Origin of the sequence: Methanosphaera sp. A6 (genome assembly GCF_001729395.1) — an archaeon.
GTDB classification, from domain to species: Archaea; Methanobacteriota; Methanobacteria; order Methanobacteriales; family Methanobacteriaceae; genus Methanosphaera; species Methanosphaera stadtmanae.
The window spans coordinates 26765-46036 of sequence record NZ_MAIF01000122.1 but is presented as its reverse complement, the minus strand read 5'-3'; the positions used below and the strand labels follow the sequence as shown (position 1 = coordinate 46036).

The 19272-nt window shown below is 28.3% G+C and carries 21 protein-coding genes; 12 read left to right on the top strand and 9 right to left on the bottom strand.

The window, feature by feature from the left end; translation table 11 throughout:
* The 3 genes from A9758_RS04820 to A9758_RS04810 all read left to right on the top strand — a co-directional run.
* Window positions 1-481 (top strand): gamma-glutamyl-gamma-aminobutyrate hydrolase family protein (locus tag A9758_RS04820; protein WP_369815021.1); only part of this gene is annotated, 481 nt, incomplete at its 5' end.
* A 44-nt stretch (window positions 482-525) separates the two neighbouring features.
* The gene (carB, locus tag A9758_RS04815; protein ID WP_011406780.1) at window positions 526-3711 is read left to right on the top strand and encodes a carbamoyl-phosphate synthase large subunit; all 3186 of its coding nucleotides are present in this window, start codon (window positions 526-528) and stop codon (window positions 3709-3711) included.
* A gap of 88 nt (window positions 3712-3799) precedes the next feature.
* Window positions 3800-4942 (top strand): amidohydrolase family protein, encoded by a 1143-nt coding sequence (locus tag A9758_RS04810; protein WP_011406779.1) that lies wholly within the window; start codon window positions 3800-3802, stop codon window positions 4940-4942.
* A 17-nt stretch (window positions 4943-4959) separates the two neighbouring features.
* Here A9758_RS04810 and A9758_RS04805 read toward each other — a convergent pair whose 3' ends face one another.
* The 3 genes from A9758_RS04805 to glmS form a co-directional block, all read right to left on the bottom strand.
* A complete protein-coding gene (locus A9758_RS04805) occupies window positions 4960-5445 on the bottom strand; it encodes a thioesterase family protein (RefSeq protein ID WP_011406778.1) in 486 nt (161 codons plus the stop codon).
* Between the two features lie 102 nt (window positions 5446-5547).
* Window positions 5548-6045: a hypothetical protein gene (locus A9758_RS04800; protein WP_011406777.1), complete on the bottom strand. Its 498-nt coding sequence runs from the start codon at window positions 6043-6045 to the stop codon at window positions 5548-5550.
* 30 nt (window positions 6046-6075) lie between these two features.
* The gene (glmS, locus tag A9758_RS04795; RefSeq protein ID WP_011406776.1) at window positions 6076-7848 is read right to left on the bottom strand and encodes a glutamine--fructose-6-phosphate transaminase (isomerizing); all 1773 of its coding nucleotides are present in this window, start codon (window positions 7846-7848) and stop codon (window positions 6076-6078) included.
* A 206-nt stretch (window positions 7849-8054) separates the two neighbouring features.
* Here glmS and purC point away from each other — a divergent pair, with 206 nt between their 5' ends.
* From purC to A9758_RS04755, 8 genes are all read left to right on the top strand, one after another.
* Complete coding sequence (purC, locus tag A9758_RS04790) at window positions 8055-8810, top strand: phosphoribosylaminoimidazolesuccinocarboxamide synthase (RefSeq protein WP_048059754.1); 756 nt, start codon at window positions 8055-8057, stop codon at window positions 8808-8810.
* Between the two features lie 45 nt (window positions 8811-8855).
* Window positions 8856-9104 carry a phosphoribosylformylglycinamidine synthase subunit PurS gene (gene purS / locus A9758_RS04785; protein WP_011406774.1) on the top strand — a complete coding sequence of 83 codons (249 nt, stop codon included), beginning with the start codon at window positions 8856-8858 and terminating at the stop codon, window positions 9102-9104.
* 2 nt (window positions 9105-9106) lie between these two features.
* Window positions 9107-9772, top strand: a complete 666-nt coding sequence (gene purQ, locus A9758_RS04780) for a phosphoribosylformylglycinamidine synthase subunit PurQ (RefSeq protein WP_011406773.1) — start codon at window positions 9107-9109, stop codon at window positions 9770-9772.
* 130 nt (window positions 9773-9902) lie between these two features.
* The gene (gene cobA / locus A9758_RS04775) at window positions 9903-10628 is read left to right on the top strand and encodes a uroporphyrinogen-III C-methyltransferase (protein WP_011406772.1); all 726 of its coding nucleotides are present in this window, start codon (window positions 9903-9905) and stop codon (window positions 10626-10628) included.
* Window positions 10628-11407 (top strand): uroporphyrinogen-III synthase, encoded by a 780-nt coding sequence (locus A9758_RS04770; protein WP_011406771.1) that lies wholly within the window; start codon window positions 10628-10630, stop codon window positions 11405-11407. The genes cobA and A9758_RS04770 overlap by 1 nt, the downstream gene beginning before the upstream one ends.
* A gap of 14 nt (window positions 11408-11421) precedes the next feature.
* Window positions 11422-11700 carry a signal recognition particle subunit SRP19/SEC65 family protein gene (locus tag A9758_RS04765; RefSeq protein ID WP_011406770.1) on the top strand — a complete coding sequence of 93 codons (279 nt, stop codon included), beginning with the start codon at window positions 11422-11424 and terminating at the stop codon, window positions 11698-11700.
* A 47-nt stretch (window positions 11701-11747) separates the two neighbouring features.
* Entirely contained in the window at window positions 11748-13181 is a 1434-nt protein-coding gene (gene recJ / locus A9758_RS04760; RefSeq protein WP_011406769.1) for a single-stranded-DNA-specific exonuclease RecJ, read from the top strand.
* 183 nt (window positions 13182-13364) lie between these two features.
* Window positions 13365-14156 (top strand): winged helix-turn-helix transcriptional regulator, encoded by a 792-nt coding sequence (locus A9758_RS04755; RefSeq protein ID WP_011406768.1) that lies wholly within the window; start codon window positions 13365-13367, stop codon window positions 14154-14156.
* Between the two features lie 54 nt (window positions 14157-14210).
* On the opposite strand, the gene A9758_RS04750 is transcribed toward A9758_RS04755, so the two are convergent.
* Complete coding sequence (locus A9758_RS04750) at window positions 14211-15089, bottom strand: pantoate kinase (RefSeq protein WP_011406767.1); 879 nt, start codon at window positions 15087-15089, stop codon at window positions 14211-14213.
* A gap of 107 nt (window positions 15090-15196) precedes the next feature.
* Here A9758_RS04750 and A9758_RS04745 point away from each other — a divergent pair, with 107 nt between their 5' ends.
* On the top strand, window positions 15197-15868 hold the full coding sequence (locus tag A9758_RS04745) for a histidinol phosphate phosphatase domain-containing protein (RefSeq protein WP_011406766.1): 672 nt from the start codon (window positions 15197-15199) through the stop codon (window positions 15866-15868).
* Between the two features lie 7 nt (window positions 15869-15875).
* Here the strand turns inward: A9758_RS04745 and A9758_RS04740 are convergent, their stop codons facing one another.
* The 5 genes from A9758_RS04740 to mtxX form a co-directional block, all read right to left on the bottom strand.
* The gene (locus A9758_RS04740; protein ID WP_011406765.1) at window positions 15876-16523 is read right to left on the bottom strand and encodes a 2,5-diamino-6-(ribosylamino)-4(3H)-pyrimidinone 5'-phosphate reductase; all 648 of its coding nucleotides are present in this window, start codon (window positions 16521-16523) and stop codon (window positions 15876-15878) included.
* Window positions 16524-16529: 6 nt separating this feature from the next.
* Entirely contained in the window at window positions 16530-16910 is a 381-nt protein-coding gene (locus tag A9758_RS04735) for a hypothetical protein (RefSeq protein ID WP_011406764.1), read from the bottom strand.
* Between the two features lie 12 nt (window positions 16911-16922).
* Window positions 16923-17681, bottom strand: coding sequence for a TatD family hydrolase (locus A9758_RS04730; RefSeq protein ID WP_011406763.1), 759 nt, complete (start codon window positions 17679-17681; stop codon window positions 16923-16925).
* A 21-nt stretch (window positions 17682-17702) separates the two neighbouring features.
* Entirely contained in the window at window positions 17703-18470 is a 768-nt protein-coding gene (gene uppS / locus A9758_RS04725) for a polyprenyl diphosphate synthase (RefSeq protein ID WP_011406762.1), read from the bottom strand.
* Between the two features lie 70 nt (window positions 18471-18540).
* Window positions 18541-19239 (bottom strand): methanogenesis marker protein Mmp4/MtxX, encoded by a 699-nt coding sequence (gene mtxX / locus A9758_RS04720; protein ID WP_011406761.1) that lies wholly within the window; start codon window positions 19237-19239, stop codon window positions 18541-18543.
* Window positions 19240-19272: the final 33 nt, after the last annotated feature.

Genomic DNA, 19272 nt, shown 5'->3' with positions numbered 1-19272 from the left:
TTTACAATCATCTGCTTCTGTTCAAGATATTCTTGATTTAGATGTGGATGGAGTATTAATATCTAGTGGACCTGGAAATCCAGAAAATGTAGATAAAATCCAAGATACAATAAAACAAATAGCACAGAAAATGCCTGTTGCAGGAATTTGTTTAGGTCAGCAAATCATTGCATTAACATATGGTGCAAAGATATATAAAATGAAATTTGGACATAGAGGTTCAAATCAGCCAGTTAAAGATTTAGCAACTGGTAAAATTTATATAACTTCACAAAATCATAGTTTTGCAATTGATGAAGATTCAATTGAAGATACTGATTTAGAAATAACTCAAATTAACTTAAATGATGGAACACCAGAAGCAATTAGACATAAAAATTTACCTATTTCATGTATTCAATACCATCCAGAAGCTGGACCTGGACCACATGATTCTAAAAAATTCTTTGATGATTTCATTGAAACAATAAAAAACTATTAGGTATCATAAAATTTTTATAAATATTTTTTTTAGGAGTTAGTTAAATGCCAAAGGATGAAGATATTAAAAAAGTATTAATTATTGGTTCAGGACCAATTCAAATTGGACAAGCAGCTGAATTTGATTATTCTGGATCTCAAGCATGTAAATCATTAAGAGAAGAAAATATTGAAACAATATTAGTTAATAGTAATCCTGCTACAATACAAACTGATATAGATTCAGCAGATAAGGTATATGTAGAACCTTTAACAGCTGAAGTTGTAGCAAAGATTATTGAAAAAGAACAGGTCGATGCAATATTACCAACAATGGGTGGACAAACTGGTTTAAATATAGCAATTGATTTGAATAAAATGGGTGCTCTTGATGGTATTAGAGTACTAGGTTCACCAATTAAAACTATTAATGATGTAGAAGATCGTGACTTATTTGCAGAATTTATGGAAAGGCTTAATGAACCAATTCCAAAATGTCATGCAGTAAATTCATTAGAAGAAGCATTTGAAGCTGTAGAAGATATAGGCTATCCTGTAATTGTAAGACCAGCATTTACATTAGGTGGAACTGGTGGAGGAATAGCAAATAATAAGAAAGAATTTGAGGAAATTGTAAATCATGGTTTAGATATGAGTTTCATTAACCAAGTATTAATTGATGAATCAGTACTTGGATGGGCAGAATTTGAATATGAAGTAATGAGAGATAAAAATGATTCTTGTATCATAGTATGTAACATGGAAAATATAGATCCAATGGGAATACATACTGGTGAGAGTATTGTAGTAGCACCAACACAAACATTATCTGATGAAGATAATCAAAGACTACGTAATGCATCTATAAAAATCATTAGAGCATTGGGTATACGTGGTGGATGTAATATTCAATTTGCAGTACATCCTGAAACAAAAGAATATAAAGTAATTGAAGTAAATCCAAGAGTAAGTAGAAGTAGTGCTTTAGCATCAAAAGCAACAGGATATTCCATTGCAAAGGTTTCTTCTAAAATAGCATTAGGAATGACATTGGATGAAATTTCAAACGATATTACAAAGGAAACACCTGCATCATTCGAACCAGCAGTAGATTATGTGATTGCTAAAATACCAAGATGGCCATTTGATAAATTTAAAGGTAATACTGGTGAATTAGGAGTTCAAATGCAATCAACAGGTGAAGTAATGGCAATAGGAAGAACTATTGAGGAAGCTCTTCAGAAAGCTATTCGTTCATTAGATATTGATCAAGAAGCATTTGAATACACTGATTATACAGATTATGATTTAGAACATGCAACTGATCAAAGAATATTCCAAGTATATTCAGCACTTAAAGATGGACGTTCTGTTGAAGAAATCTCAGAAATAACAAAAATAAATCCATTCTTCTTATATAAAATTAAAAATATTGTAGAGCTTGAAAATAAAATACAACAACAAGGCAGTAGTGTTTTATATGATGTGGAGTTATTTAAAGAAATAAAACAATATGGTTTCTCAGATAAAAGAATAGCTCAATTATTAAATCTTAAAGAAGAAGATGTCTTTAAAGCAAGAGAAGAATTAGGTTTAAAACCTGAATATAAAATGGTGGATACTTGTGCAGCAGAATTTGAGGCAAAAACACCATATTATTATGGTACATATGATTCTCTACCTGATGAAATATCTGATAATAAGAAAAAAATTGCAGTATTGGGTGCAGGACCTATTAGGATTGGTCAAGGAATAGAATTTGATTATTGTTGTGTACATGCAGCACTTGCACTAAAAGATGAAGATGTAGAAACAATACTCATAAATAACAATCCGGAAACTGTAAGTACTGATTATGATATTTCTGATAGATTATACTTCGAACCATTAACTAAAGAAGATGTATTGGAAGTATTAAAACAAGAAAATCCTGATGGTGTTATTGTACAATTTGGTGGTCAAACATCAATTAATCTTGCAAAAGATATTCGTGATGCAGGAATAAAAATATTAGGTACTCCATTTGAAAGTATTGATATGGTTGAAGATAGGGAACAATTTACAGAAGTACTTAATGAATTAAATATACCTCAAGCAGATTATGGTATAACAAATTCCCTTGAAGATGCACGTAAAGCAGCACATTCAATAGGATTTCCAGTACTTGTAAGACCATCATATGTTCTTGGTGGACGTGCAATGGAAATAGTATATGATGATGATGAACTTGAAGATTATATGAAAGAAGCAGTTAAAGTTTCTAAAGAACATCCTATACTTGTAGATAAATTCCTAGAAGATTCAATAGAATTGGATGTTGATGCACTTTGTGATGGTGAAGAAGTTTATGTTTGTGGAATAATGGAACATATTGAAGAAGCAGGTATTCACTCAGGAGACTCTGCATGTGTAATACCACCTCAGACTGTACCACCTGAAATTATTAAACAAGTAGAAGAGTACACTACAAAACTTGCTCTAAAACTTGGAGTTGTTGGATTAATAAATATTCAATATGCTATAAAAATGGATCCAGAACCAAAATTATATATTATTGAAGCAAATCCAAGGGCAAGTCGTACAGTTCCATTTGTAAGTAAAGCTATAGGAATACCTATTGCTAAAATAGCTTCTAAAATAATGTTAGGCTCTAAAATTAAAGACTTTAATTTAGTAAATTATTCTGATATTAAACACGTGTCTGTAAAAGAATCTGTATTCCCATTCCTTAAAATACCTGATGCTGATTCAGTACTTGGTCCTGAAATGAAATCTACAGGAGAAAGTATGGGTATTGATAAAAACTTTGGATTAGCTTATTATAAAGCACAATTAGCAGCTAATATGAAATTACCTACAGAAGGAAAAATATTCTTAAGTGTACGTGATCTAGATAAACCTAAAATAGCACCAATAGCACAGAAAGCTAAAGAATTAGGTTTTGATTTAATAGCAACTAAAGGAACAGCTAAAGCTGCACCTGGTGTGGATATTGATATAATACGTAAAGTAAGTCAAGGTTCACCAAATATTAGGGATGCTATGTTAAATGGGGAAGTAGCATTTGTAATTAACACACCTTCTGGAAAACAATCTGCTGATGATGGATATATAATCAGAAGACTTGCTATTGAATTAGGAATTCCATATGTAACTACAATAGCTGGTGCTAATGCAGTTCTTAAAGCTATAGAAGAAGTAAGATGTGGAGAAATTGATGTAAAATCATTAAATGAATATGGTGAATTATAACTATATTCATAACTTTTTTTCTCCATCTTTTTTTAAATTAATTTTTTTTTGATACAATAATATGATTTTTTTTTAGGAATGATTTTTTATGATAACTATTAAAAATGGATTGGTACTTACAGGTTTTAATTTAGATGCTGTAAAAACAAATGTTGTAATAAATGATGAAGGACGTATAATTAAACTATCCTCTTACTATGAAGAGGGCGAAATAATTGATGCTACAAATTGTATAGTATGTCCTGCCTTTATAAATGCACATATTCATATAGGTGACTCTATAGTAAAGGATGTGGGTGATGGATTATCTATAAAGCAACTAGTAGAACCACCAAATGGACTAAAACATCAAAAATTAAATGAAGCAAGTGACTCCCAAATAGTAGAATCAATGCATGAAACAGCAAAAGAAATGTTATACTCTGGAATATCAACATTTATAGACTTTAGAGAAGGTGGAATAAAGGGTATAGAACTTCTAAAAAAAGCAATATATGATCTTCCAATAAATGCATGTATATTGGGAAGAAGTGATAAATACTATGATTCTACAACAACACCAAATGAAGCAAGATTAATTACTCGTGAGTTACTACAACACTGTGATGGGATAGGATTAAGTGGTGTGGAGGATGTTGATTCTGAAATAATGCTACAGATAGCAGAAGTATGTAATCAAGAGGGTAAACTAGCCATGATTCATGTAGCAGAATACTATGATTTACAAGAGCAATCTGTTCAAATGACAAATCAAACAGAGGTAGAACGTGCTTTAAGAGCAGGATTTACAAATCTAGTACATGTAACATATCCAATAATGCAAGATCTTACGTTACTTAGCTCAACAAGTCCATGTATCATTGCATGTCCACGTTCCAATGGAATGTTATCTGTAGGAGTACCTCCAGTATCTGCATATGTTGAAGAACAAATTGATGTTGCATTAGGTACAGATAATGTAATGTTCAATAAACCAGATATGTTTAGAGAAATGGAATATACTTTAAAAGCAGTAAGAGGTTCATATAAAAATAAGATAACTGCACATGATGTTTTAAAGATGGCAACAATAAATGGATTTAAAATATTGGGAAAGGATATTAGTATTCAGGAAGGTAATATCTCGGACATATTAGTTATACGCCAAAAATCAGAGGATCCATACTTATCAATCGTTAACAGATCATCATCAGAGGATATTGTTAACTTTATTATGGGAAATCAAATGTAAAAAAAGAATACTTAGATTTATTTATCTAAGTTAAAGTAATCTAATTCCTCAACTTTATTTATATTTTCTTTTATTTCATTTTTATTATTTTTTTCAAGCTCTTCTTCTGTAATGTAATGTTCTTTTAGTTTTTCACGAATATCTTTGGGAATAACTACACTTTCTTCTTTAATAAAATTAAAATAAACTAAAACACACTTACCATTAGCTCTTAATTGTCCATTTTGCCAAGCTTCTTGGAAAATGGTGAATGATGTTTTTCCAATCTTACTAATATAAGTTCTAACTTCTACATCATATCCATAATATATTTGTTTTAAATAATTAAATTCAGAATGTACCATTATAAGATTCCATTTTTTATATGTTAATTCAAAGTTAGGAACAAATATTTTAAATATTTTGTTTCGTGCTCTTTCAAACCATATTGGTAGAACTGTGTTGTTTATATGTCTAAGTCCGTCTGTTTCACCGATTCTAGGTTCTATTTTAGTTGTATACATATTATTGTTTCCTTTTTTTAGATAATTGTATTTTTTTTATTAACAGAAAAAGTTTTTTTTTTATTATAGATTAATAAAAGAGGGTGAGGAGTATTAGTATTACTATACTAATTCTTCGATTTTAGTTACTAAGTTAGAGTTATTAGTAAAATATTTCTCTCCAGTTTTTTTAAGTGTTTTTAGTGGTTTAGGAATATTTTCTTCATGTGTATTGTTTATACTTTGATTGTTATTTGATGATGTATCAATAGATTTTGTGTTGTTTGTATTGGGAGTATTTGTATTGTTTTTATCTACATTTTTATTATTAGTATTATTATCAACAGTACTAGTTTTATTATCATTTATTTTAGATTTATCTTTATGAATTTCATTACCAACATAGTCTATGTTATTGACTGATTCATTAGATACTTGTAATGATACATTATTATTTTCTATTTCATCTATTATGTCTTCTGTTTCAGTTAAAGATGATGGTATAATATTACCACATATGTTCTCAACAACATTATTAATTCCACAAGCTGTTCCACAACCTATTGCAAGAAGAGATATGAGTAATACTATAACAAGTTCACCTTTTGTAGTGTCATTCACAGAATCACCTTCTCATAGTAATTATTTTTTTTATTCTACTGTTACAGATTTAGCTAGATTTTTTGGTTTATCAGGATCTATACCCTTTTCAATACTAATATAATATGCTAATAGTTGCAAGTCAATGATATATAATAATGGTGATAATACTTCATCAATTTCAGGATCAAATAATAATTTATCCTCAATATCATCAAGATGAGTGTCATTATTAGCACCTAATATGATCATATCTGCTCCTCTAGCTTTAATTTCCTGTAAATTATTGTATGTTTTTCTATAGCTAGGTCCAGGAGGTAATATTCCAACTACTGGTATATTATCTTCTATTAATGCAAGTGGGCCATGTTTTAATTCACCTGCAGGATAACCTTCACCATGAATATATGTTATTTCTTTAAGTTTTAATGCTCCTTCAAGTGCTGTGGGATAGTTAAATCCTCTTCCAATATAGAAGAAGTCGCGTGCAAACTTATATTTCTTAGCAATTTCTCTTATTTGTTCTTCTCTACTTAGTATTTTCTCAGATAATCTTGATATTTTATATAAATTATCAAGTAGTTTTTCATTTTCACCAAGATATGCTACAAGTAAGTAAATACATATTAATTGACTAATGTATGTTTTAGTAGCAGCTACACTAATTTCAGGTCCTGCTCTTGTATATATAACATGATCTGCTTCACGTGTAATGGAACTTCCAACTACATTAACAATAGCTAAAGTCTCTGATTTCTTTTTAGCTATTTTCAGAGCTTTTATTGTGTCTGCAGTTTCTCCTGATTGTGTTATGAATATTACTAATGTGTGTTTATCTAATGTTTTTTGGAAGTATTCAAATTCTGAAGCAAGTATTACTTCTGTTGGAATTCCTATCTGGGATTCAATAAGATATTCTCCAATAAGTGAAGCATGATACGATGTTCCACATGCAACAAAGCAGATTCTATTGAAATTCTTGAATTTACTAACGATTTCCTTTATCTTTTCTGCTTCAGATAATGTGTCCTTAATTACTTGTGGTTCTTCATATATTTCTTTTATCATAAAGTGTTCATATCCACCTTTTTCTGCCATTTCAGGATCCCATGTTATGGTGGTGATTTTCTTTTCAAGAACATTTAAGTCAAGATCCATTATTGTAACATCATCTTTTTTAAGAACAATAATTTCTTTATCTTCAAGATAAATTACTTTCTTAGTTTCATTTAAAATAGCAGGAACATCAGATGCAAGGTAGTTTCCATGATCTGATACTCCTACAATCAAAGGACTTTCATTTCTTGCTCCAATAATTCTATCAGGTTCATCTGATGAAAGTACTGCTAAAGCATAAGATCCTATTAATCTTTTAACAGTTTTTTGTACTGATTTTAATAAGTCTAGACCTTCATCCATATATTTTTCAATTAAATGAGGTATAACTTCAGTATCTGTTTCTGATTTAAATACATGTCCTTCATTAAGTAGTTCTTGACGTAATTCTTTGTAGTTTTCAATTATACCATTATGTACAATACTTATCTTATTTTTACAATCACAGTGTGGATGTGCATTTTCTTTTGTAGGATTTCCATGTGTAGCCCATCTGACATGAGCAATACCTATGTTTCCATCAATATCCTTAAGTTTGATTTCATCATCAACTTCTTTAATTTTTCCACTGCCTTTTTTAACATTTATTGAATCAGTTACTGTAGCAATTCCTACAGAATCATATCCTCTATATTCAAGTTTTTTAATTGAATCAATAATAATAGGAGCAGCTTTTTTATCTAAAACACATCCAACTATTCCACACATTATTTAATCACCTGGAACTTATTATTTCATTAACTTATTAAGTTATTAAACTAATTTATATTAAATTATTATAATATAATTTATTTAATTCATATATTATAATACTTATTATAAACATTATACATATATTATATTATTATATTTTAGAAAAAGAATATTATTTAATAGAATTATTCTTTTGAAATAAGATTATTGTGGAATTAAATATGAGTGAAATAACAAAAGAATTACTTTATACTGGTAAAGCAAAAGATGTTTATAAAACTGAAAATGAAAATGAAGTAATAATTAAGTTTAGGGATGATATCACTGCTCTTGATGGTGGTAGAAAAGATACCTTATCAAAAAAAGGGGAATATAATGCATTGATATCTGCTAAACTATTCCAAATATTAGAAGAACGTGGAATAAAAACCCAATTTATAAGATTAGTAGAACCAAATGAAATGTTAACAAAATCCCTAGATATGATTCCTCTAGAAGTAATCTGTCGTAATATTGCTACAGGTAGTCTTCTTAGAAAATATCCATTTCATAGAAATCAAGAATTAAATCCTCCAATTATTCAATTTGACTATAAAAATGATGTATATCATGATCCAATGTTAAATGATAGTATTATCACTGCTTTAAAAATAGCTTCACAGGAACAATTAGATAAAATACGTGAAATAACACATGTTATTAACAAAGTATTATCTAAGTTCTTAAAAGAAAAAGGATTAATTCTTGTAGACTTTAAAATTGAATTCGGATTAGATACTGAGGGAAACATAGTATTGGGTGATGAAATAAGTCCAGATACAACTAGATTATGGGATAGTGAAACATTAGACAACTTCGATAAAGATATCTTTAGAAAAGGTGAAGAAGGAGTAGTTGATGCTTATCATAAAGTAGTTGATTTAGTATTAACAACTGAAGAAAAAGAAAAATGGAACGTAGAAAAATTTGAAGATTAATTTTTCATAATATAAAAAAATAAATAGTCAAGGAGAAATTATAATATGAATTTTGATGTGGAAGTAAAAATAAGTTTAAAAAAAGGTATGCTAAGTCCAGAAGCATCAACTATTGAAAAAGCATTAGCTTTATTAGATTATGAAGTTAAAAATACACAAACACTTAATATTATTAAATTTACAATTGATGCTGAAAATAAGGAAGTTGCTTCAGAACAAGTTGATCAAATGTGTCAAAAATTATTATGTAATCCAGTGATACATGATTATGAAATAACTATTAGTGAGGAATAATAGTGACAGATGTAGCTGATGTTAATGTTGGTATAATTAGATTTCCAGGAACAAACTGTGATAGAGATATAGAATATGCAGTTAATTTAGTAGGTGCTAATTCACATTACATATATTGGAATGAAACTGACTTATCACAGATGGATGTTGTAATAATACCTGGTGGATTTTCATATGGGGATTATTTACGTGCAGGTTCCATTGCAGGTATTACTCCAATTATTGATGCAATAAAAGATTTTGCTAAAAAAGAAAATCCTGTTCTTGGAATATGTAATGGTGCACAGATTCTTGGTGAAATTGATTTAGTTCCAGGAGTTTTTATTGAAAATGAGAATGCAAAATTCATATGTAAAAGTAAAAAACTTAAAGTAAATACTACAAGAACACCATTTACAAAGTTATATAAGAAAAATGAAGTTATTGATTTACCAATAGCACATAAGGAAGGTAGATATTATACAGATAATCTTGAAACATTATATGATAACAATCAGATAGTTTTAACATTTGAAGATGGTAATCCTAATGGTTCTCTTGATAATATAACTGGAGTATGTAATGTTGATGGTAATGTTGTTGCTGTAATGCCTCATCCTGAAAGGGCTGTTGAAAAATTATTACGTTCAGAAGATGGATTAAAATTCTTTAAAAGTTTTCTTGACTAATTAATTCTATTTTTTTTATATTTTTTTTTAAAATAAATTCACTTTTTTTTATAATGAATATTTTAATATTGTAGTATTTGTATAAATAATACTACTATAGAATAAAAATTAAAACATTGGAGTGATTTTAATGACAGTATATATGTTAGGAGCAGGTCCAGGAGATCCTGATCTAATAACACTTAAAGCAATAAAACTATTAAAAAAAGCAGATGTTATATTATATGATAGCTTAGCTAATGATGAATTACTAAGTTATGCTCCAGACGATGTTGAATTAATATATGTTGGAAAAAGAGCTGGAGAACATTATAGAAAACAACCAGAAATTAATCAATTATTGATTGATCAAGGAAAAAAACATGAAACTGTTGTACGTTTAAAAGGTGGAGATCCATTTATATTTGGACGTGGTGGTGAAGAAGAACTTGCATTACTTGAAGAAGGGATTAATGTAGAATTTGTTCCAGGAATAAATTCAGGTATAGGCGCAGCTACATCTATAGGTTTACCATTAACTCATAGGGCTGTTGCAACAAGTCTTACATTAGTAACAGGTCATGAAGATCCTGAAAAAAGTGAAAAACAAGTAAATTGGGATTATACTGCAGATACTATAGTAGTATTTATGGGTGTTGGATTACTTAAAAAATACATTCCAAAAATACTTAAATATAGATCTCCAGACACGCCAGTTTGTGCAATAGAAAAAGGTACTCTACCTGATCAAAGAATAGTTACTGGAACATTGGCCGATATATCGGAAAAAGATATTCGACCTCCTGCATTAATAATTATTGGGGATGTTGTAAATATCTATAATAAATGTGAAGAATTAAGGAGTAAACTTGAATAATGTCTGGTAATAATTTTAACAATAAAAATGTTGTAATTACACGTCCTATTGAAAGATCTCAAACATTATCTGATATGATTCTTAAAAAAGGTGGAAAACCAATAATAGTACCTACACTTGAATTACAATTGGTAGAATCTAAGGAATTGGTATATATCATAGAAAATATTGAGACTTTTGATTGGATTGTATTTACATCACCTGCTGGTGTTAAATCCTTTTTTAAACTATGTAAGTTAGATATTATTCCTTCTAAAATAGCAGTAATTGGTGTTAAAACAGAAGAAGAATTGTTAAAATATGGATTTAAGCCAGATTTAATACCAAAAGATTTCACTGCTGAAGGATTATTAGAATCATTCAAATCAATAAATTTAAAAAATAAGAATGTAGCACTTCCAAGAACTTTAAGTGCTCGTGAAGTTTTACCTAAAGGTTTAGAAGATTATGGTGCATCTGTATTAATTGCAGAAGCATACACATCAGGTATTCCTCATGATACAACTAAGATTATTGAATTATGTAATGATATAATAGATGGTCTTGTAGATATTATAACATTTACAAGTCCTCTAACAGTAAAAAATCTTATGGAAGTATATAAAAATAGTCAACCTAGTAGATTAGATGAACTTATATTGGCATTGAAAAGTAGGGTTGTTGTAGCATCAATTGGTCCAATCACTGCTAAATCATTATCAGAATATGGTATTTGTACTATTGAACCTAGTAGATATACTGTTAAAGACATGGTTGAAGCAATTTTACAAAATATTTAATTAGGGAGATTCATATGAAAACAATAATTTGGCCAACATATATAAATTCAGAACATTCAAGGGGTGAAGGTAGAAAATTATCCCTTGAAGAATCAGTGGAAGAACCTAAAATACGTGAAATTAGTCAGAGTCTAAAAAAATTAAAAATACAATATGTTGTTGAACATAATAAATCTTATCCAGGTTCTTGGTGGGAAAAATCTGGAAGAGTTGTTGTAGAACAAGAAGATATGACTAAATTAGAATTATTACGTGCTATTGCTAAAAATATTAAGAATTCACGTAACAATTAAATATTCATCTTCTAATCTTTTTTTAATAATTTTTATGGAGTTTTTAAATGAGTGAAGTTGGAGATAGTTCTTCTAATATTGTTGATTCAAGAAAACATATGGACTTATTATTTAGTAAGGCAAAAGATAAAATTTTAGATGCTGAGGATATTACAGTATTTACACACACAGATTGTGATGGTATAACAGCAGGTAGTATTTTATCATCTATTTTTGATAAACTTGAGATAGATCATAGTGTTAACTTTGTAGATATTAATGAAGTAGAAAATTTAACTACTGACACAGATTTAACTATAATATCAGATTTAGGTGCAGGTCAAAACGTATCTAATATCTGTGATAATTCAAATAAATCAGTAATTGTACTTGATCATCATCCACCTATACGTAAATTAGGTACAAAACTAAAGGGTAATTTAATTGAAATTAATCCAAACTATTATGGATTAGATGGATCATATACAATTTCTGGTGGAGGTTTATCATATCTACTTGCTAAATCATTTCATTTTTATGATTTAAGTTGGATGGGTATTTTAAGTGCAGTTGGAGATATGCAAAATAGTATGACAGGACGACTAAGGGGTCTTAATACTGAAATTTTAAATGATGGAAAGGAAGTGGGTTGTGTTGATTATACAAATGATTTATTATTGTATGGTAGACATACTAGACCATTATTTGTAGCTTTATCCTACTTTGGTGATATTCATCTACCTCTAACAAATAATCGTAATGAATGTGTTTATTTCTTGGAAAACTTGGGAATTCCTGTTAAAAATGATTTAGGTTCTGTAAGATATCTTTGTGATTTAAGTATGGATGAAAAATCTAAATTATTTGGTGAATTATTGAAAATGATGACAAGAGAAGTTCCTGATAGATATGTTAAATATATTCCTAAATTAATTTCTGGAGAAACATATGAATTTACTTTTGAGGAAGATTACACTCCTTTTAAAGATGCAAGTGAGTATAGTACTGTTATCAATGCTTGTGGAAGAAACAATAATTATGAATTGGGAATGGATGTTATTAAAGGACATAGAGCTCAAAGACATGTGGAGTTAGAAGCTCTTGTTAAAGAACATAAACAATATCTTGCTCAGAGTTTAACAAAAATTCAAGAGAATAATTCTGTTGAAATAATGGATAATATTCAGTATTTTAATGGGGATGATGTTAAGGCGAGTGTTGTTGGAACGATTGCAGGAATGTTATTAAATAATTATGATTGGCAAAAACCTATAGTTGGTTATACACATATTGATTCAGATACACCAGGATATAAAGTATCACTTCGTTGTTCTAGATTACTTGGTTATGATGGTGTACATTATGGTAATCTTGTAAGGGATATTTCTCAGAAATGTGGTGGTTCTGGTGGAGGACATAGTGTTGCATGTGGTGCATATATTCCAGAGGATAATATAGACCAATTTTTGGAATTATTAAATAATTCTGTTAATTTTAATTAATTATTTCATTTTTTTTCTTTCTTTAAGAATTTTAGTTTCATATTATTCAAACCACATAATATATTAATTTTTTATTCAATGGTTTTTTTTATAAAGATTTAAATAAAGTAATTTTTATATATTAATATATAGTATTAAAATTTCATTGATTTTTAATAGAATAACTATTAAGAGGTATCACATATGAGAATATTTAAAAATAAGGGTGAATTCACAAAATTCCAAATTCTTGCAAAAATTGCACAGCAGGAACCTCATCTTAAACAAAAGGATATTGCTGATGAATTAGGAATAACTGTACAGGCTGTTTCTGAAAATATTAAATCTTTAGTTAAAGAGGGTTATGTTGAAACAGGAAGCTCAAATTTCAGATATAAAATAACCAAATATGGTATAGATAAGGTAAAAACTGAAGCAATAAATCTTAAATCTTATTCAGATATGGTTTTAACAACAATGAATGGATATAAATCTATTTGGCCTGCAATTGCTGCTGAAGATTTACATCAAGGTGAACAAGTATGGTTAAATATGGAAGATGGTATTTTATATGCTGATACTGAAGATAAATCAGGAGCATATGCAGAAGTATTTAATGATGCTTTAGAAGGTGAAGATGTAACTCTTATAAATCTTGGTGGAGAAATAGATTTAGTTCCTAAAGATGTTGTTATAGTAAAAATACCTCCTATTGCTGAAGGTGGATCTAGAGCATGTGATATGGAAAAAATAAATGAAATTTATGCACAAGATTTTGATAGAATAGGTGTTTTAGGAACAAGTGCAAGGGCTATTACAAATCATTTAAATGTTTATCCAGATTTTGAATTTGCTACTGCTGAGGCAACTTGTAGTGCTGCAGAAAAAGGTTTACGTGTACTTGTATTTACAGTAGGTAAAATGACAAATAGAGTAACTTCAAGATTAGAAGATAAAGGAATAATTTATTGTATTGAAGATGTTAAAAAAGTTTAATCTTCATATTCTTTTTCTTCTATAAAACTTTTTTTTATATAGAATCTATTTTTATTACTTATATTCAATTCCTTTAGTATTTATTTTTGTTATAATTGGATTATCTATCGTTGTATCAGGACTGTATGATAGTGCAAAAGCTGTATTTCCAAGCATAGCCATAGAGGCACCCAGTGTTTCTTCATCTAGAATGTTTATTATTTCTGCTATTTCTTTAGAAATTAATTGTGTGTCATTTGCAAACTTTCTTGATAATTTCATGAAATTAGAAATACTTGGATTATTTATTAATCTATTAAGTAAAATACTACCACTTTGATTTATATGCTTTTGATGAATAGGATTTTCAATTATATCCTTAGTTTCTAATAAACCAATAGTTTTAGTAATAACATATATAGGTTTAGTTATTGGAATTTTATCAATTATACCTTTTACTGGTGAACCTTCATTTAATCTAATAACACAACCACCAAACATTTCAGATATAACATCACCCAAACCACTTGATTGTGAAATTTCAGCAAGATGAGCAATTTCTCCTGCTTCTTTGAAACTAATATTAATTCCCATTAACTTAGGTAATGTAAAACTAATACCCAATGCAAATGCAGCACTTGTTCCAAAACCAGCACCGATAGGTAATTTACTATCATGATTAATATAAATATCATAATCTTGAATATTAACATTATATCTATCTAAAATAATCTTAACAGTCTTTTTACTTATTGTGTTAAGAGAATCTTCTTTATTATTAACATTTATAATTATATTTCCATTTCCATCTTTAATTTTCGTATTTGTAACTACACCTTCATCAAGGGTAATACCTGCACCTTTTGAGCCTTTAAGAAGGGGATTACTATTTTGAATAATTTCAAAAAAACCTGTTATATGTGAAGGTACAAATACACTAAGTTCATTTTTCATGATATTATTTATATCATTTCATATTCATAAATAAAATTATATAAAAAATAAAAATAATTATATAATAAATTTAATTTAATCATAACAATATTTGGAGAATAATATCTATGTCAGAAAATAAAAGAATAGACCTACATACACATAGTATTTTTAGTGATGGTGAATTATTACCATCAGAACTTGCAAGAAGAGCAGATGTGCTGGGACATAAAGCATTAGCAATAACAGATCATGTCGATGCATCAAATATAGAAGTAGCTTCAAAAATATCTGAAGCAGTAAATGATATACGTGATAATTGGGATATTAACATAATACCAGGAGTAGAAATAACACATACGCCAATAGAAGTAATAGATAAATTAGCAAACAAAGCAAGAAAATACGGTGCAGAAATAGTGGTAGTGCATGGTGAAACAATAGTTGAACCAGTAAGACCAGGAACAAATAGAAAAGCAGCAGAATCACCAGAAGTAGATATAATTGGACATCCTGGACTTATAACACCTGAAGAAGTGGAAATTGCAATTGATAATGATGTATCATTAGAAATCAGTGCAAGAAAAGGACATTGTTTAGGTAATGGGCATGTGGCAAAATTAGGACTAGATATGGGAGCAAACCTTGTTTTAGATACGGATACACATTCACCTGATGATTTAATAACATATGAATTAGCAGAACGTATTGCAAGAGGTGCAGAAATACCTGAAGATGAAATTCCAAAAATATTAAAAGATAATCCTGAAAAAATACTTAAAAAACATGGATTAATTTAAAAAAAATTTAATAGATAACATCATATTTTAATAAAATATCATCATCTATTTTTTCTACTTTTTTTATTTTTAAATTAATACAATCATTCTTATCAAAACCTTCACCATCAACAAAGGTCTTTGAATCATATCCTCCTAAAATTTTAGAACCAATACAAATAGAAACTTCATCGATAAGTTTCTCTTTAAACATTGAAAAGTTAAGTGTTGAACCACCTTCTAGGAGAATACTCTTTATTCCAAGGGAATATAACTTATCTAATGCTAATTTTAAATTAACTTGTTTTGAACCACATATAATAACATTACATTTTTCTTTTAATAATTCAACACTAGCTTTGTTGGCCTTAGATGATACAATAACAATTGTTTTAGCATCATCATTTAAAACTTTTGAATCTAATGGAATTCTAGCACTACTATCAACAATGATTCTTGTAGGATTTTCTGATTTTTTACAATTAATTTTATGAATTGTTAATTTAGGATTATCAATTAAAACAGTATTTATGCCAACCATGATACCATCATACTCTTTTCGTAAAGTATGTACTCTAATTAAATCATTCTTACCAGATATTTTCATTGAACTGTTGTTGGTTGCAATCTTACCATCAACTGTCATGGCTGAATTTAATAATACATATGGCTTCATATAAACTCACTTGTAATTAACTTTTAATTCTCTTAAAGTATTTACTATATTTTCACCATTACGAACAGCATTTATTAAAACTTCTTTAAAACCTTGTTTAATAAGATTATCATTTTGAATAACCCATAAAATTAAGTCAGGATTATCAACAATACTTAAATTACTAAGAATGGTTTCAGGAGTATTGGCTGTGGTTATTGTAACATGTTTCATGTTATTAATTTCAATGATTTTAAAAGTAATTAACTCCTCTTTATCCTTAATACTAAAATAATCATCGACTTCAACAAATCCAGTAACAGATTTCTCAATATCTAATAAATCCTTTTTTATTTTAGATTCATATTCTCTTCTTTTTTCAATATACATTTTTAACATATCATCCATAAATACAATCTCCTACAGGTTATATACATCTATTGCATTTTTCTCAGTTTCTTTTTCTATTTCTTCAAAATCAATCTTTTTTGTTCTTGCAATTCTTTCAATAGTCTTTCTTATATTCAGTGGTTGATTATATTCACCCTTCACAGGGGAAAGATAGGGACTATCTGTTTCAGTAAGCATGTTTTCAAGGGGAACCTTTTTCATATTTTTTTTATGTCTTTTTGAAAAAAGGGTATTTGTAGCAAAAGAAATATAATATCCATAATCAACAGCTTCCATTGCAGTTTCTTTACTTCCACTAAAACAATGAAATATAACATCTGGAATTTCAGTATATTTTTTTACAATATTAAGAGCATGAGCTTCAGCATCACGTACATGTAAAACAATAGGCATATCATATTCAGTTGCCATATCTAATAATTTTTCAAAAACAGTATGTTGTCTTTTTAATTCATTTTCGGATCTTTTTACTGAGAAATCAAGTCCAATTTCGCCAATAGCTTGAATATTATCTATATTATCACTAATTTGTTTCAAAGTTTTATTAATAGTTTCTTTATTATCATTTCCTGCATACTCTGGATGGTAACCCATAGTGGTTTTTATAAAACCATTGTATTGTGATGCTACTTTTAATGATCTAATATTACCCTTATAACTAGCACCAGAGTCAACAATATATTTAAATTCTTTTCTAGTATTTTCTATAATTTCTTCTCTTTTATTATCAAATTCTTCAAAACTTAAATGACAATGTGTATCTATCATATTTATCCTTCTTTTATCTAGTTATCTTCCAAATCTTCTTTGTCTTTGTGTATATGATCTTATTGCGCGTAGAAAATCTACTTTTCTTAGTTGTGGCCAAAGACTATCTGTAAAATATAATTCGGAGTAGGAAGATTGCCATAATAGGAATCCACTTAATCTTTCTTCTCCACTAGTACGTATTACTAGATTTGGATCTTCAAGTCCTGCTGTATATAAATTATCATTAATCATTTTTTCATTTATTTCATCAGGTTCAATATTACCCTTTTGAACTTCTCTTGCAATCTTCTTAAATGCATCTACAATTTCTACTCTTCCATCATAACCCATTGCAATATTAATCATTCTTTCATTATAATCTTTTGTAGATTCTTCTGCAGTGTCAATTGCATCTCTAACTTTTTTTGGAAACAATTCTAATTTACCAACAGCATTTAATCGTATCTTATTTTTATGAATTTTCTTATTTGTACTAATATTTAAAAAACTTTGAACAAATAAATCCATTAAACCCTCTACTTCCTTTTTATCTCTATTGAAGTTCTCAGTTGAAAATGCATAGACTGTTACAATATTAATACCTAAATCAATACACCATTCAATAACATTTTCTAGTGTATCCACTCCCTTTTTATGACCTTCTATTGGATCCATATTTCCTTGAATTTTAGAGTAACGTCTATTACCATCCATTATTATTGCAACATGGTTTGGCATCTTATCTGCTTCAAGGTTTCTTGTAATATACCATTCATATAATGAGTATAAGGGTTGTAATAATATCATAGTAGATTCTTCTTCAATTTTTTATTTATACTATTTATTTGTTTATTCTTACATAAAATAATAACTTTTTTCACTTATTTTTAGTTTTAATAATATTTGTCAGTAGAGTTATTGCATTAACATAACCTTCAGTAGTTTGTGAACGAGAAGTATCTATGAATAATTTTTCTTGTTTCAATGTAAGAGCACCATAACTTTTTATTCCAGCTACTAAGACTAAGCTTCTGAAAATAATATTTCCACTTATTCCATCAGGTGCAATTATTACATTTGCATGGTCTTTTATTGCTTCTTCAATTAGAATATAGTAATGTTTTATATTACATTCATCTTTTAAATCTTGAACTATTTGTTCACATTCATCAATACTATGATCTATTTTGGGACTTCTACCCTTATCTTGTTTTCTTCCACCAGAAATCAATGCTATTTTTGGAGTGTGTCCAGTTTGTTTGATAATTCTAGAACATTCACGTATTATTGTTTTTTTAGCTTTTATAGTATCACATTCATCAATACCAACAGGTGTTAACATGAATTTATGTCCATCTTTTTCAAGTATGGAAGCTCTAAATATATGGGGATACTTCTTTTTAAGATCCATGATAATGTTTGATTCAAGTGATCCTCTTATAACACCATCTATTTCTGGATTATTTAAATAATTCAGTAATTCTTCATTTGTCCTTGCTATTTTTATATCATATGGAAATTGTTTCACTGCTTCTAAAACATTTTTATTTTCTCCAAGTCCAATTGCAATTTTCATACTTAATAACCTAATATTTTTTTTAGTATTAAT